The 15201-nt window shown below is 64.6% G+C and carries 15 protein-coding genes; 6 read left to right on the top strand and 9 right to left on the bottom strand.

The genetic code is table 11. From position 1 onward, the window contains the following. Positions 1–582 precede the first annotated feature (582 nt). Both A6A05_RS12270 and A6A05_RS12265 read left to right on the top strand, forming a co-directional pair. Entirely contained in the window at positions 583–972 is a 390-nt protein-coding gene (locus A6A05_RS12270) for a helix-turn-helix domain-containing protein (protein WP_245644285.1), read from the top strand. A gap of 101 nt (positions 973–1073) precedes the next feature. Beyond that, positions 1074–2009, top strand: a complete 936-nt coding sequence (locus A6A05_RS12265) for an amino acid ABC transporter substrate-binding protein (protein ID WP_068501346.1) — start codon at positions 1074–1076, stop codon at positions 2007–2009. A 254-nt stretch (positions 2010–2263) separates the two neighbouring features. On the opposite strand, the gene A6A05_RS12260 is transcribed toward A6A05_RS12265, so the two are convergent. The 5 genes from A6A05_RS12260 to A6A05_RS12245 all read right to left on the bottom strand — a co-directional run bounded on the left by A6A05_RS12260 (position 2264) and on the right by A6A05_RS12245 (position 4762). Beyond that, a complete protein-coding gene (locus tag A6A05_RS12260) occupies positions 2264–2401 on the bottom strand; it encodes a hypothetical protein (protein ID WP_156521039.1) in 138 nt (45 codons plus the stop codon). A gap of 10 nt (positions 2402–2411) precedes the next feature. Further along, on the bottom strand, positions 2412–2624 hold the full coding sequence (locus A6A05_RS20890) for a hypothetical protein (RefSeq protein WP_156521038.1): 213 nt from the start codon (positions 2622–2624) through the stop codon (positions 2412–2414). Next, positions 2621–3259: an acyl-homoserine-lactone synthase gene (locus A6A05_RS12255; RefSeq protein WP_172822275.1), complete on the bottom strand. Its 639-nt coding sequence runs from the start codon at positions 3257–3259 to the stop codon at positions 2621–2623. Before A6A05_RS12255 ends, A6A05_RS20890 begins: the two co-directional genes overlap by 4 nt. A 104-nt stretch (positions 3260–3363) precedes the next feature. Next, a complete protein-coding gene (locus tag A6A05_RS12250) occupies positions 3364–4065 on the bottom strand; it encodes a helix-turn-helix transcriptional regulator (protein WP_068501339.1) in 702 nt (233 codons plus the stop codon). Positions 4066–4276: 211 nt separating this feature from the next. After that, on the bottom strand, positions 4277–4762 hold the full coding sequence (locus tag A6A05_RS12245; RefSeq protein WP_068501336.1) for a helix-turn-helix domain-containing protein: 486 nt from the start codon (positions 4760–4762) through the stop codon (positions 4277–4279). Positions 4763–5120: 358 nt separating this feature from the next. On the opposite strand from A6A05_RS12245, the gene nifJ reads away from it, so the two are divergent. After that, the gene (gene nifJ, locus A6A05_RS12240; RefSeq protein WP_082910917.1) at positions 5121–8717 is read left to right on the top strand and encodes a pyruvate:ferredoxin (flavodoxin) oxidoreductase; all 3597 of its coding nucleotides are present in this window, start codon (positions 5121–5123) and stop codon (positions 8715–8717) included. Positions 8718–8778: 61 nt separating this feature from the next. Here nifJ and A6A05_RS12235 read toward each other — a convergent pair whose 3' ends face one another. The 3 genes from A6A05_RS12235 to A6A05_RS12225 form a co-directional block, all read right to left on the bottom strand. Beyond that, positions 8779–9375 carry an OmpA family protein gene (locus A6A05_RS12235; protein ID WP_068501334.1) on the bottom strand — a complete coding sequence of 199 codons (597 nt, stop codon included), beginning with the start codon at positions 9373–9375 and terminating at the stop codon, positions 8779–8781. Further along, positions 9368–9802, bottom strand: coding sequence for a FecR family protein (locus A6A05_RS12230; protein WP_068501330.1), 435 nt, complete (start codon positions 9800–9802; stop codon positions 9368–9370). Before A6A05_RS12230 ends, A6A05_RS12235 begins: the two co-directional genes overlap by 8 nt. A 71-nt stretch (positions 9803–9873) precedes the next feature. Further along, the gene (locus A6A05_RS12225; RefSeq protein ID WP_156521037.1) at positions 9874–10266 is read right to left on the bottom strand and encodes a hypothetical protein; all 393 of its coding nucleotides are present in this window, start codon (positions 10264–10266) and stop codon (positions 9874–9876) included. 167 nt (positions 10267–10433) lie between these two features. Here A6A05_RS12225 and A6A05_RS12220 point away from each other — a divergent pair, with 167 nt between their 5' ends. Together A6A05_RS12220 and A6A05_RS12215 are read left to right on the top strand one after the other, a co-directional pair. Beyond that, positions 10434–11864 carry a sigma-54-dependent transcriptional regulator gene (locus tag A6A05_RS12220; protein ID WP_068501351.1) on the top strand — a complete coding sequence of 477 codons (1431 nt, stop codon included), beginning with the start codon at positions 10434–10436 and terminating at the stop codon, positions 11862–11864. Beyond that, positions 11864–13186, top strand: coding sequence for a sensor histidine kinase (locus A6A05_RS12215; RefSeq protein ID WP_068501323.1), 1323 nt, complete (start codon positions 11864–11866; stop codon positions 13184–13186). The genes A6A05_RS12220 and A6A05_RS12215 overlap by 1 nt, the downstream gene beginning before the upstream one ends. On the opposite strand, the gene A6A05_RS12210 is transcribed toward A6A05_RS12215, so the two are convergent. Further along, positions 13082–13468, bottom strand: coding sequence for a hypothetical protein (locus A6A05_RS12210; RefSeq protein WP_156521036.1), 387 nt, complete (start codon positions 13466–13468; stop codon positions 13082–13084). The genes A6A05_RS12215 and A6A05_RS12210 overlap by 105 nt on opposite strands. Before the next feature lie 123 nt (positions 13469–13591). On the opposite strand from A6A05_RS12210, the gene A6A05_RS12205 reads away from it, so the two are divergent. Then, the gene (locus A6A05_RS12205; RefSeq protein ID WP_068501317.1) at positions 13592–15115 is read left to right on the top strand and encodes a replicative DNA helicase; all 1524 of its coding nucleotides are present in this window, start codon (positions 13592–13594) and stop codon (positions 15113–15115) included. Positions 15116–15201: the final 86 nt, after the last annotated feature.

Raw genomic sequence — 15201 nt, 5'->3', positions numbered from 1 at the left:
TCAATGGACGGCGGCAATAAGAAGCCGGTGTCGCGGTCAATCTGGCGGAAGTTGCTCATGCCGGGGGATATCCATCAGCGGGCGATCTGTTGTGCCCACGATTCTGCCATGTCCCCGGCGTCAGGTTAAGTCCGACAGGCTGCTAGGGTTGTCCCGAAATCCCGAAATACCCGAGTAATCCAATCAGGACAGTTGTCCGGAAACCAGGTAAATACACGGCTCAAAACGGCACTCTATCGTCATCGCCTGGAAACGTAAGGGATTGAAGTTACAATCTAGCACACCCTTCACACCGGTGGGGTCGCAGGTTCAATCCCTGCATCGCCCACCATCTACTCCTTGATTTACCTGACGCTTCCTACGGCCACCACAGAGATTTCGGACACCCATCGTCCGGAAATCCTCGGTGTGATCTTTTGAGTTGGTACCGGCCTGGCGCCTGTCCGGCCGCGACCACACACCGCTGGCATCGGACCACTTACATCCTTCCCGCGAATAATATACCATGCAAACTCGTATTCGAGGTTGGATGGGGGCGACGCCTTGACCAGTGGCGGCATTAATGACGATGGACCTAGCCCTGTGGATGCGCATGTCGGCGCCCGCCTGAAACGACGGCGGGTGGAATTGCGCCTGAGTCAGGGAGAGCTGGCCAACCTGCTGGGCTTAAGCTTTCGGCAGATCCAGAAATACGAAAATGGCTCCAACCGCGTGGGGGCGTCGCGGCTTTACGACGTCGCCCGCGTCCTGGGTGTGTCGGTCGACTATTTCTTCGCCGACATGAGCGCCGAGGTCGAAGCCGCAGCCGTTCCCCGCATGGCCGCCGCGATGCCGGTTCCCGGCGCGGGCGCGCTGCAATTCCAGCATGACGTCATCGAGTTGATCCGCGCCTATCGCGCCATCACCGACCACCGGATCCGCCGCCGGGTCCAGGACCTGGCGAAGGTCCTGGCCGACATGCCCGAACCATGACCTTGTGGCGATTGACAATCATTACCGCCTCATGCGAATACACCCAATAGCTGACAAGGAGATCCACAGGACGGGCGTCGCCACCGGGAGGGGGGAGTTCGATGCTCATGGCTCGGTTGACGGTGGGCGTGGCCCTGGCCGCGATGTTTCTCGCCCCGCTGGCGGCGCTTGCCGACCAGCCCGGGGCCACACAGACCGAGATGACGCTGGACAAGATCAAGCGCACCGGCGCCATCACCTTGGGGGTGCGGGAAAGCTCTTACCCGCTGTCCTATGCGCTTGAAGGCGGTCGCTTCGTCGGATACCACGTCGATGTCTGCAACCGCGTCGTCGAAGCGGTCAAGGCCAAGCTGGCGCTGCCACGACTTGAGGTCCGTCACGTCGCGGTGACCTCGGCCAACCGCATCGCCAGCACCCTTGCCGGCACCATCGACCTGGAATGCGGATCGACCACCAACAATACCGAACGCCAGGCCCAGGTCGCCTTCGCCCCCACCACCTTCGTCTCGGCGGTGCGAGTAGCCGTCAAGAAGGACTCGGGGGTCAAGAATCTGGGGCAATTGCGCGGCGCCTCGGTCGCCACCACCAAGCGCAGCACCAGCATCCAGTTGCTGGGCGCCCGTCAGCCCGGCGGCGGCACGCCGATGCGCGAGCTGTTCGGCGAGGACCACCTGCAATCCTTCGCGCTGCTGGAAAGCGGCCAAGCCCAGGCCTTCGTCATGGACGACAATTTGCTGGCCGGCCTGATCGCCATGTCTGCCGATCCGCAGGGGTACGAACTGGTCGGCCCGTCGATGTCGATCGAGCCGATCGCCATCATGCTGCGCAGGAATGACCCGGCCTTCAAGGCGGTGGTCGATGGCACCGTCAAGGCATTGATGAAGAGCGGCGACCTGGAAAAACTGTATGTCCAGTGGTTCCAGTCACCGATTCCCCCCAAGGGCGTCAACCTCAACCTGCCGATGACCGGCCTGTTGCGGCAGCAGATTCTGTATCCCAGCGACGACCCCGCAGAATCGTTCAGGACACCGGAATAGTTCCCGCGTGAAAAAGTCCCTCGGCTTCGCCTCGGTGTACTTTTTCCCGATTCTGTTGGGAAATCCCGTGCTCAAGCAAGCTTTCCGCGCGGGATTGGTTTATTTTCCCGCCATGAGGCGAGCACGGCTCGACTCATGGCGGCTGTCAAACATGAAAAATAGGCGTAGGGCCGCCCCAAGCCTATTTTTCTCTTTTTGAATCAACGTGCAAAAGTACACAGAGCGAAGCGAAGGACTTTTGCACGGAGCCCTGATCAGGACCGGCGCCGGTCGTAATCGGCATCCAGCGCGGTCAGCGTCAGGTCCAAGGTCAGCGTGGTGTCGGTCAAGCCCTGCTGGCGGGCGTGGTTCAGCATCCGCACCAAGGCGGTGCGAAACATCTTCTGCGACATCAAAGGCGCTTCAATGAGGCTGTCGGATTCCGGCTTCAGACGCCGCAGCGACACAACATTGTTCATTGTACTCTCCCTTCTCATCCATGATGTTTTCTATTGTCGAGATCGCGTCGTAGATCACCCGCGACACCGCCGGGCTTCCCGAGCGCAACGCTTCCACCGCCAGGTAATGAAGGCCGGGCAGCAGGGCTCGGGTGGCGTCTTGTTCGGCTTCGCTCATTCGGCCGCCACTCCCTGGTAAAGAATGTCCTCGGCGGTGCGCAGCACCGGGCTGTGGATGCCGGTGGCGGCGCGCAGGCTGTGCAGATGGGCGTGCGACACCGGCAACAGGCCGACATAGCTGCTCAGCCCGTCGATTTCCTTGTTCGGCCCCAGTCGGCGCACCGGCCAGCCCTGGCGATTGAAGGAATGCTCCCAGCACCATTCGTAGCCGATGCCGATCAGGCCCTTGACCTGATGACGCAGCGAGGCCTCCATGTAGGCCAGGATCAGCTCCGACAGGATGCGACGGCGCAGCGGCTTGGGCAGATCGTGGTCGATGCCCAGACGGGTCGATTCCCAGATGTCCGGGCAGGCCGGCAGCTCGCCGTTGGTGACCAGCTCGGGCCACAAATCCTTGATCATGTAAGGGATGGTGGTCGGCGCCAGCCGGGCGACACCACGCACCACCGCGTCGTCGTCGCGCCACACGCAATAGACCGCCGCCGGCGTGTCGTACTGGTCGTACTCCATGCCGCGCCAGTTCGGCACGCCCCATTGCTGCTTCTCGACGAACACTTTGTGGCGCAGGCGAAACTGGGACGCCAAGGCATCGCCGAACAAATGCGCGGTTTCGTAGGTGAAGCAATCAATCACGGGAAGTTCCTCCGCCCAGCCGTTTTGCTGAAACGAAGAATGCCCACATTCGGGCGACTGAAACATCCCACGGAACTCCGTGGGGTCAGCTCATCCCATTGTTTTTACAGGAAAATAAGCCCGAGATGCAGCGCCTTGACCACGGCGGTGACGCGGGAATCGACCGACAATTTGCGGAAGATGTTCTTCAGGTGCCACTCGACCGAGTTCTCGGCGATGTGCAATATCTCGCCGATCGCCCACGAGCTTTTGCCACGCCCGCACCACAGCAGGATTTCCCGCTCACGCGGGGTCAGGTGGATGGCGGTCAACTGGCGCGGCTGGGTCAGTGCACTGTAGGCGGTGTGGAACTGCACCGCCATCAACTGCAGCTTGGAAAGCGAGGAGCGGCCGTCGATGCCGCCAGTGGTACTGGCGAAACCGATACCGACGCATTCGCCGTTGGGTCCGTGGATCGGCACCGCGGCACCGTCCTTCAGGCCGAATTCCTCGGCCTCGTTCAAGATGGTGCCGGCATGGCGGTTGCCCTTTTGCACCGCCTCCCACCACAGGAACGGCAGCCCCGAAACCAGCATGCGCACACCGACCGGGTCGGTATCGACATAGCCCTTCGCGACGTAATGGGCGATCCATTCCTCGGGATAGGTCTTGGCGACGCAGGGCAGCGTGGTGTCGGGATGGTTGCGCAACGCGCGGTACATCATGCGGTCATAGCCCAGCGACGCCGCCGCCGACTGGAACAGGGCGAACACGTCGTCCTGGCTTTTCGACTGATTGGTGGCCTCGATGTAGTCGTCAATCCGCATACGCCGCCCAGGCTCCCGTTTCAGGCGTCGTCCGTTGCCGGACCAAATCGCGGACTGCCCCCTTGGCGCTTAGCGTGATGATTGTGATGTTCGCGTCTTCATGCGGACTTCAGAATCACCACACGATTCACCGAATGAGTGACCTGCTTACCCCAGAAAATCGCAAGCGACTTTCTGGGGCAGGGCACTCGCGCCACGGGGGATCAGCCGATTATTCGCCCGGACCGACGACGGCGCCCAGCGCCTTGGCCAGGTCAAGCACCCGCCGGCGAACCTGCGGGTCGGCGATGCGGTAATAGGCGCGAACCAGTTCCAACGTCTCGCGCTTGGTCATCGGGTCGGCCTCGAAAGTCGCCGGCTCTTCCTTGAGGCCCAGGATCAGGCGAGGCGACAACGATTCCACTTCCTCGGTCATGTCGTCGAAAAAGAAGCTGACCGGCACGTCGAGGACGCGAGACAGGTCGAACAGGCGGCTGGCGCCGACGCGGTTGGCGCCGCGCTCGTACTTTTGAACTTGCTGGAAGGTCAGGCCCAGCGCTTCGCCCAGCTTTTCCTGGCTCATGCCAAGAAGGGTGCGGCGGAGACGGACCCGCCCCCCCACATGCACATCGATGGGGTTGGGCTTACCCGACGGCGTGCGTCCACGGCTGGACGGACGACGAGGGGTTTTGGTGACTTTCTTAGCGGCTGCGGTCATGGCGGTTCCTGTATAAATGCCCCGGTTGTAAATTTACTCTTCTTCGATCACGGATAGCAACCTCTTGTTGTGCCTGGCGAGAAATTTTTATGTCTTTCGTATCGCGGCCTCCAGGCCAACACCATCGGGCGAGCCTGCCCCGCCCGTTCAGGTATCGCCGCCACACAAAAAGGTGGGAGAGCGGTGGATTATTTTTTGAACGACTCCAATTTGCAAGCAATTTTGTTTCGTTTATCAACCTCCTTTTGATTAGTTACTTGCGAGTTCCCGCCGCCCCTGCCTATGCTGCCGTCCCGTTTGAACTATACCCGGGGCGGGCCCGTTCGGCTCGTCCCTTTCAGCACCGGACGAAGCAAACATGACCAAACGCCACCTGATCACCGTCGACGGAAACGAAGCCTGCACCTCGGTCGCCTACCGGCTGTCCGAAGTGGCGGCGATCTATCCCATCACGCCGTCCTCCACCATGGGGGAACTGGCCGATCAGTGGGCTTCGGAAGGCAAGACCAACATCTGGGGCGTGGTTCCCAACGTCGCCGAGATGCAACACGAGGGCGGTGCTGCCGGCGCCGTGCACGGTGCGCTTCAGGCGGGGTCGCTGGCGACCACCTTCACGGCGTCGCAGGGCCTGCTGCTGATGATCCCCAACATGTACAAGATCGCCGGTGAGCTGACCGCCTTCACCATGCATGTGTCGGCACGCACGGTGGCGACCCATGGCCTGTCGATCTTCGGCGACCATTCCGACGTCATGGCCTGCCGCCAGACCGGTTTCGCCATGCTGGCCGCGGCCGGCGTCCAGGAAGCCCACGACATGGCGATGGTGGCCCATGCGAGCTCGCTGCAGTCGCGTGTGCCGTTCCTGCATTTCTTCGACGGTTTCCGCACCAGCCACGAGGTCGCCAAGATCGAGGAACTGGCCGACGCCGACCTGCACCGCATGATCGACGACGATCTGGTCAGGGCGCACCGCACCCGCGCGCTTTCGCCCGACCATCCGTCCTTGCGCGGTTCGTCGCAGAATCCCGACACCTTCTTCCAGATGCAGGAAGCCAGGAACCCGTGGTACGAAGCCTGCCCCGGCATCGTGCAGCAGGTGATGGACCGCTTCGCCAAGCTGACCGGCCGCCAGTACAACCTGTTCGACTATCACGGTGCCCCCGACGCCGACCGGGTGATCGTCATCATGGGTTCGGGCGCCGACACCGTGCACGAAACCGTCGATTACCTGAACAGCCAGGGCGAGCGCCTGGGCGTGCTGAAGATCCGCCTGTTCCGTCCGTTCTCGATCGATGCCTTCGTCTCGGCGCTGCCGACCTCGGTCCGCGCCATCGCCGTGCTGGACCGCACCAAGGAATGCGGCTCGGTCGGCGAGCCCTTGTACCAGGACATCGTCACCGCCCTGGCCGAGGCCCGCGCCGCCGGCAATCGCGCCACCGCCGCCGAGCCGGTGGTGATCGGCGGCCGCTACGGCCTGGCCAGCAAGGAATTCACCCCCGCCATGGTCAAGGCGGTGTTCGACGAGTTGAAGGCCGCCAAGCCCAAGCGCCGCTTCACGGTGGGCATCACCGACGATGTCACCGGCCTGTCGCTGCCGGTCGATGGCGGTTTCGGGCTGCCGCAGCCCGGCGTCAAAAGCGCGGTGTTCTTCGGCCTGGGCGCCGACGGCACGGTGGGCGCCAACAAGAACTCCATCAAGATCATCGCCGAAAATGCCGGCTTCCAGGGCCAGGGCTATTTCGTCTACGATTCGAAGAAGTCGGGCGCGGTGACCATCTCGCACCTGCGCTTCAGCCACGATGCCATCCGCTCGGCCTATCTGGTGGGCGAGGCCGATTTCGTCGCCTGCCACCATTTCGTCTTCCTGGATCGCTATGAGGTGCTGGACCACGCCAAGCCCGGCGCCACCTTCCTGCTGAACGCGCCCTATTCCAAGGACGAGCTGTGGGATTACCTGCCGCGCGAGGTGCAGCAGGACATCATCGACAAGAACCTTCAGGTCTATACCATCGACGCCCGCAAGGTGGCCCAGGCCGCCGGCATGGGCCAGCGCATCAACACCATCATGCAGACCTGCTTCTTCGCGCTGTCGGGCGTTCTGCCCCGCGACGAGGCGATCAGCCACATCAAGAAGGCCATCGAGAAGACCTATGGCCGCAAGTCGCAATCGATGGTCGAGAAGAACTTCGAGGCCGTCGATATGGCCCTGGCCCACCTGGAGAAGGTGACCATCCCGGCCGACGCCACCTCGAACCGTACCCGCCCGCCGATCGTGCCGCAGGATGCGCCGGAATTCGTCCAGCGCGTCACCGCGATGATGCTGGCCAACAAGGGCGACCTGCTGCCGGTTTCGGCCTTCCCGCCGGACGGCGTGTGGCCGACCGGCACGGCCCGCTTCGAGCGCCGCAACATCGCCGCCGAGCTGCCGGTGTGGGAACAATCCTTGTGCATCCAGTGCAACAAGTGCGCGATGGTCTGCCCGCACGGCGCCATCCGCGCCAAGGTCGCCGAACCGGCGGCCCTGGGCTCGGCGCCGTCGACGCTCAAGCACATGGTTTACAAGGGCGCCGAGTTCAAAGGCGCCGAGTACCTGCTGCAGGTGGCCCCCGAGGATTGCACCGGCTGCTCGCTGTGCGTCAAGGTCTGCCCCGGCAAGGACAAGGCCAATCCCGACCGGCTGGCGCTGGCCATGGTCGATAAGGACCCGATCCTGGCCGACGAGAAGGATAATTGGAGCTTCTTCGTCGATCTGCCGGAAGTCGATCGCACCAAGCTCACCAAGCCGACCGTCAAGACCGCGCAGCTGCTGCAGCCCTTGTTCGAGTTCTCGGGCGCCTGCCTGGGCTGCGGCGAGACGCCCTATATCAAGCTGTTGTCGCAGCTTTACGGCGACCGCATGCTGATGGCCAATGCCACCGGCTGCTCGTCGATCTTCGGCGGCAACCTGCCGACCACTCCTTACACCAAGAATTCCGACGGCCGCGGCCCGGCCTGGGCCAACTCGCTGTTCGAGGACAATGCCGAGTTCGGTCTGGGCATCCGGCTGGCCGTCGACCAGCATGGCGAAAACGCCAAGCTGCTGTTGAAGCACATGGTGGCCAAGGGCATCGTGCCCGAGAAGCTGGCCAACGAGATCACCCACGCCACCCACGAGGACGATGCCCAGATCGCCGCCCAGCGCCTGCGCGTCGAGGAACTGCGCAAGCTGCTGGCCGGCCGCACCGAGCCCGAGGCCAAGCGTCTGGACCAACTGGCCGACTATCTGGTCGACAAGGTGGTGTGGATCGTCGGTGGCGACGGCTGGGCCTATGACATCGGCTATGGCGGTCTTGACCACGTGCTGGCGTCGGGCAAGAACGTCAACATCCTGGTGATGGACACCGAGGTCTATTCCAACACCGGCGGCCAGCAATCCAAGGCCACGCCGCTGGCGGCGACCGCCAAGTTCGCGGTGGCCGGCAAGAGCCTGCCCAAGAAGGATTTGGGCATGATGGCCATGGCCTATGGCGACGTCTATGTCGCCCATGTCGCCTTCGGCTCGAAGGACGTGCAGACGCTGCGCGCCATCCAGGACGCGGTGGCATGGCCGGGCGTGTCGCTGATCATCGCCTATTCCCATTGCATCGCCCACGGCTACGACCTGTCGTCGGGCCTGGAGCAGCAGCGTCTGGCGGTGCAGTCGGGCTATTGGCCGCTTTATCGCTGGGACCCGCGCAAGCTGGGCACCACCGACAACCCGCTGACGCTCGACAGCCCGGAGCCGACCGGCAGCCTGTACGACTTCGCCAAGGGCGAGGCCCGCTTCACCATGGTCGAGCGTGCCGATCCCGACCGCTTCCACCACCTGATGGGCGAGGCGGAAGTGCAGATCCGTCGCCGCTTCGAGATGCTGCGCCGCTTCGCCGGCCTGCCGCCGGCCCCGCCGCCGGCCGGCAAGGACGCCGCGGCGGAATAGTCGCCGGCCAACGAGAAGCCCCCCTTCGTCACCGAAGGGGGGCTTTTTCGTTACGCAGCGGTCACTGCACGGTGACGGTAACCCGGCGGTTCCTGGGCTCGGCCACCCCGTCGGCGGTGGGCACCAGCGGGTTGCGCTTGCCGTGCGACGACACCTCGACCGCCCGAGCGGTGATGCCGTCCTTGACCAGCAGCGCGCGGACCGATTCGGTCCGCTCGCGCGAGATACGGATATTGACCTCGTCCGAACCGACCGCGTCGGTGTGGCCAGCGATCAGCAGCACCACATGGGGACGGCTGGCGGCCAGGGCGCGAACCTTGGGCAGTTCGGCCTGCCCCCCGGGCGTCAGTTCGGCGGTGCCGGTCTTGAAATAAAGCTGGAAGGTCACCGGACGGTCCGGCATCGCCCGCAGGGCGTCGCCCCACAATTTGGCGATGGTGTCGGCCGGCACCGCCTCGGGGGCGGACGGCGCCTTGCCGGCCTGGATTACCGTCCCGGTGCCGGCCTGGTTCAGCACCTGGCTGCCCTGGGCGGAACTGACCTCGACCTTGCCGACCTTGCCGTCGGGATCGGCCAGCAGCACCACGCGATCGCCGCTGGCGCAGGCCGACAGCAGAATCATCAAGGCGGCAGCGGCCGCGTGCCGCGTCCTATTCATTGCCATCGACCTTGACCAGGAACGAGGTGCCGCGAATGGCCAGGCTGGCCGTCGGCGTGCGGAAATTGGTCCTTTCCGGCGCCAGTTTGGCGATCTGCCCCGACTGCACCGAGAAGGTGCCCTTGTCGAAGCTTAAGCCCAAATCCAACTGGCTGGCGGCCGGCTGGAACAACAGGCGGTCGATCACCAAGCGGCTGGACGGCCCCATGGCCAGGGTGGTGTCGTCGCGAAAGACGATCCCCAGGGTGGAGCCCGCCTTGGTCACCAGCACGTCGTCGGCCCGCAATGCCTCGCCGCCGGCCAGGGCCTGCTCGGCACCGGCGCGGATCAAGGTCGCACTGCCTTCCAACGATTTGACCTGGCCAACCGGATCGGCAGCCAGCGCCACGCCTGCCCACAAGACAAGCGCTACGGTCAACATGCGCATCGGACACCCCCTTGTTGCGATACCACCCCAGCATCGCCCAAAAAGCGTGCCCTGCCCATTAGGCCAAAGGGTTACTTCACCATGAAGGGTTGAACCCCGGTCCGAGCGGCGATATGGCGGATCACCAGCTTGGCCAGACTGAATTGCAAGGACACGAAATGCAGCCGGGTGTGCCCGTTTCCGACCCCCACCACCTCGGCAAGGGCGTTGACGGCATGGTTCAGCGCCAGCTTGGAGCCCTCACGCGGGATCAGCTGGACCTGGACGGTACGACCGCGCGTTAGCCGTTCGCCCGGAACCCGGAAGCCGGAAACCGAGACGTCGTCCACCTCGAGCAATTCCTGCTCGATGTTGGCGATCAGCCCCGCCCCTTCATAGCGCCGAAACTGGCGGCGGTCGTCGGAAGCCCCGGATCGGGCCATATGCGCCAGCCGTCGATGGTGAAGCTGAGTGACATGAGTCATCGTTTGGTCCCAACTGGATTTGCTGTATTGACATTGGTCATACCACAGCGATGTAACAACGGTTTGCGCTCGCCTTAAACCGTCGATGAACGGTTCTTGATTCCTCTGCCCGTTCGCTTCCACAATGCGCCGGGTGGAAAGCAAACTGACAGAGAGTGGACAGGCTTTTGACCAAGCTGCCGATCATCCTGGTCGTCGATGACGAGCGCCAGTCGCAGGAAGCGCTGAAGCGCGTCCTGGCCGACGAGTTCGTGGTGCTGACCGCCTCGAACGCCGACGAGGCCTGCGGCGTGCTGGACAGCGAGCTGGTGCATGCCATCTTGTGCGACCAGCGGATGCCCGGCATGCAGGGCGTCGATTTCCTGAGAAACGTGCGCGATCGCTGGCCCGACCCGGTGCGGATGATCATCTCGGGCTATACCTCGTCGGAGGACATCATCGCCGGCATCAACGAGGCCGGCATCTACCAGTACATCACCAAGCCGTGGGACCCCGACGAACTGGTCGGCACCGTGCGCCAGGCGCTGCGCCTGCGCGAGCTGCAAAACGCCAACGCCCAGGCCTCGCTGGACCTCAAGGTGGCGCCGGCCATGCTGGAAGAGGTGGTGGCCAAGAAGACCCGCGCCCTGAAGCGCGCCCACCATTTCGACCGCATCACCCACGCGCCGGGCTCGCCCATGGCCGGGATCCTGGACCTGGGCGCGCGGGTCGCGGCCTTCGACATCTCGGTGCTGATCACCGGCGAATCCGGCACCGGCAAGGAATTGCTGGCGCGCGCCATCCATTACAACTCGCCGCGCGGCAACCGGCCGTTCGTGGTGGAAAATTGCGGTGCCCTGCCCGATCAGCTGCTGGAATCCGAGCTGTTCGGCTGCAAGAAGGGCGCCTTCACCGGCGCCTACGAGGATCGGATCGGCCTGTTCGAGCAGGCCGACGGCGGCACCATCTTCCTGGACGAGGTCGGCGAGACCTCGCCAGCCTTCCAGGTGAAGCTGTTGCGCGTACTGCAAGAAGGCGAGATCCGGCCGCTGGGCGCCCGGCTGACCCGCAAGGTCGATGTCCGCGTCATCGCCGCCACCAACCGCAACCTGGAAATGGACGTCGCCGACAAGACCTTCCGCCGCGACCTTTATTATCGCCTGGCCGCCTTCCCCATCCATATCCCCTCGTTGCGCGAACGGCCGATGGATGTTCCGGTGCTGGCCGGGCGCATCCTGGCCGATACCGCCAAGGCCTTCGGCAAGGCGATTTCCGGCTTCTCGCCCGAGGCCGAGGGCCGGCTGGCCGGCTATGACTGGCCGGGCAACGTGCGCGAGATGATGAACGAGATCCAGCGCATGGTGGCGCTGTCGGAAGATGCGACCATGGGGACAGAGCTGCTGAGCCCGCGCCTGCAGGCCCACGCCCGCCCCGCCGCCATCGATGGTCACGAGCCCCTGACCCTGAAGGACCGGGTCGAGGCGCTGGAGGCCCAAATCCTGGCCGAGGCTTTGGCCCGCCACGCGGGCAATATCAGCCGCGTCGCCGACGAACTGGGCCTGTCCCGTGTCGGCCTGCGCGCCAAGATGGCCCGTTATGGGCTTGAACGGTCGCTGTGATGGCCCCGCCCGCCGACCCTCGCCCGCCCTCGGCCCTGTCGTTCGCCGGCCTGCCCGATACCGACATCGCCCAGGCCCAGGAAGCCGCCTGGATCGAGGTGATCCGCAAGATGGAGGAGGTTTATTCCGACCTCATCTCCTATGAGATCGAGCTGGAAGAGAAGAACACCGCGCTGGAAGAAGCCCAGCGCTTCATCACCTCGGTGCTGTCGTCGGTGTCGGACATCCTGGTGGTGTGCGATTCCAAGGGCCACATCCAGCAGGTCAACCTGGCCTTCCTGAAACTGACCGATATCGCCGAGATCGACCTGAAGGGCCGGCCGATGGCCGAGTTCCTGGGCGAGGATGTCGGCCCCTTGTGCCATTGGCTGGAAGCCGGAACCGGCGGCGACCGCGAGGTGCGCTTCCGACACAGGGACGGCGGCACCACCGAGCCGGTGGCCCTGACCTGCGCCACGCTGCTGGACCATCGCGGCCTGCCGGCCGGCACCGTGCTGACCGGGCGCCCGGTGGGCGAGCTGCGCCGCGCCTACGAGGCCCTGAAGCGGGCACAGGCGCAATTGGTGCAGCAGGAGAAGATGGCCTCGCTTGGCCGCCTGATCGCCGGCGTCGCCCACGAGCTCAACAACCCCATCAGCTTCATCGTCGGCAATGTCCACGCTTTGACCAAGTACCGCGACCGGTTGGAAGCCTATCTGGCCGCCATCCATGCCGGCGCCGATGCCGACAGGCGCGAATCCTTGCGCCAATCCTTGCGCATCGACGGGCTGATGGCCGACCTGCCGCCCCTGATCGCCGGCACCCAGGAAGGGGCGCAGCGGGTCGCCGACATCGTCAAATCGCTGAAGCGGCTGTCCTTTTCGGCTTCCGGCGACCCCGAGCCGGTCGCCCTGGCCGAACTGGTGGAAAACGCCGTCCAATGGGTGGCCAAGGGCCGCAAGCAGCCGCCTTCCATCAGCCTGGACCTGCCGCCCGACCTGAAGGCCCTGGGCCATGCCGGCCAATTGCATCAGGTACTGGTCAATCTGGTCGAAAACGCCCTGGACGCGGTGGCCGGCCGGGCCGACCCCAGGGTCGCCATCCGGGCCGTCGCCGCCGGCCCACAGGTGGCGGTGGAAGTGGCTGATAACGGCCCCGGCATCGGCGCCGACGATATCGGCAAGGTGTTCGACCCGTTCTTCACCACCAAGCCGGTCGGCCAGGGCACAGGCCTGGGCCTATGGATCAGCTACGGCATTGTCCGCGACCATGCCGGCAGCCTGGAGGCGGCCAACCTGCCCGACGGCGGGGCCTGTTTCCGCATGTCCCTGCCGGCCGGCTGACGGCCGCCCCATCAGCGCGAACAGGCTGTCGCAGGCATTGGCGATGCGTGCCACCGCCGCCCGGTCCAAGCGGTCATGGCGGCGCCGATCGGCCAGATCGGCTGGCCCCAGGATCAGCAACCGATCGCGCGGCTGCGCCAGGGCGGCATGGCAATGATCCTCGGCGCCGACCCGACCGGTGAGCGTGAGCGAGGTGCCGCCCGCTCCGACGGCGATATCGGCCCGGGCCGACGCGGCCGATGCCAGGAAGACAGCAATCATCATGCTCAGGTAAGGGTGCATCCGCACCTCCCGCTACGACTGCCTCCGTCCCACAGCTGGGATACGCACCATACTTTTTCAATAGAGGTTTATCCCTGGCCTTTTCGCTGGAAACGACCACAGGCGCTTGCTACGCTGCCGGCCATGTCATCCGTCATCCCGTTCGGCTCGGGCGCGCCCACTGGCGAAGGCGTGCCCTTTCGTACTCCGCCCCACAATTACGAGGCGGAGCAGGCGCTGTTGGGCGCCATCTTGCTGAACAACCGCGCCTTCGAGAAGGTGTCGGAATTCCTGCGGCCCGAGCATTTCGCCGAACCGGCGCACGGGCGCATCTTCGCCGCCTGCGGCAAGCTGGTCGAGCGCGGCCAGATCGCCAACCCGGTGACCCTGAAGACCTTCTTCGAGAATGACGGCGGCCTGGCCGAGATCGGCGGCACCCCCTATCTGGCCCAGTTGGCCAACGCGGTGGTGTCGATCATCAATGCCGAGGATTACGGCAAGCTGGTCCACGACCTGCATCTCAGGCGCGAACTGATCGCCCTGGGCGAGGAACTGGTCAACCGCGCCTTCGAGCCGCAGATCGACGATCCGGCCATGGACCAGATCGGCCGGGCCGAGGCGCAATTGTACGAGCTGGCCACCACCGGCCAGACCGAGGGCGGCTTCGAGACCTTCGGCACCGTCCTGGTCGAGGCGGTGCGTCAGGCCGAAGCGGCGCACCAGCGCCAGGGCAAGCTGTCGGGCGTGCCGACCGGCCTGATCGACATGGACAAGAAGCTGGGCGGCCTGCATGCGTCGGATCTGCTGATCCTGGCCGGGCGCCCGTCGATGGGCAAGACCTCGCTGGCCACCAACATCGCCTTCAACGCCGCCAAGGCCTACCGCGAAGAAGTCGACGCGCTGGGCCACAAGAAGGGCGTGGATGGCGCCGTGGTCGCCTTCTTCTCGCTGGAAATGTCATCCGAGCAGCTGGCCACCCGTATCCTGGCCGAGCAGGCGGAAATCTCGAGCCACAAGATCCGCCAGGGCGAGATGAGCAACGACGAGTTCGAGCGCCTGGTGGTCGCAGCGCAAGAGCTGAGCCGCCTGCCCTTGCATATCGACGACACCCCGGCCCTGTCGATTTCCGCCGTCCGCACCCGGGCGCGCCGCCTGAAGCGCCAGCACGGCCTGGGCCTGATCGTCGTCGATTACCTGCAATTGCTGCGCGGCACCGGCGGCAGTTCCGACCAGAACCGCGTCCAGGAAGTGTCGGAAATCACCCGCGGCCTGAAGGCCCTGGCCAAGGAACTGGACGTGCCGGTGATCGCGCTGTCGCAGTTGTCGCGCGCCGTCGAGCAGCGCGAGGACAAGCGGCCGCAATTGGCCGACCTGCGCGAATCCGGCTCGATCGAGCAGGACGCCGACGTGGTCATGTTCGTGTTCCGCGAACAATATTACCTGGAACGCGCCGAACCGGCGCGCCGGCCGGAAGAGGCCGAGGACAAGTTCAACGAGCGTTACGCCAAATGGCAGGAACGCTGCGAGCAGGTCTACAACACGGCGGAAGTGATCATCGCCAAGCAGCGCCATGGCCCGGTCGGCACCGTGCGCCTGTCGTTCCTGGGCGAGTTCACCAAGTTCGGCAACCTGATCACCGACGACCATTTCGAGGCGCCGGAATATTGACGCCCCCCGAGTCATTCCCCCGACCGCGTGGCATGACAGTTTTCCCCATTCGTCGTTCCAGCGCCTATGCGCGATGCGGGCATGAC

Origin of the sequence: Magnetospirillum moscoviense (assembly GCF_001650635.1) — a bacterium.
GTDB classification, from domain to species: domain Bacteria; phylum Pseudomonadota; class Alphaproteobacteria; order Rhodospirillales; family Magnetospirillaceae; genus Magnetospirillum; species Magnetospirillum moscoviense.
The sequence above is the reverse complement of the archived record's forward strand: the minus strand, read 5'-3'. Positions and strand labels throughout refer to the sequence as shown.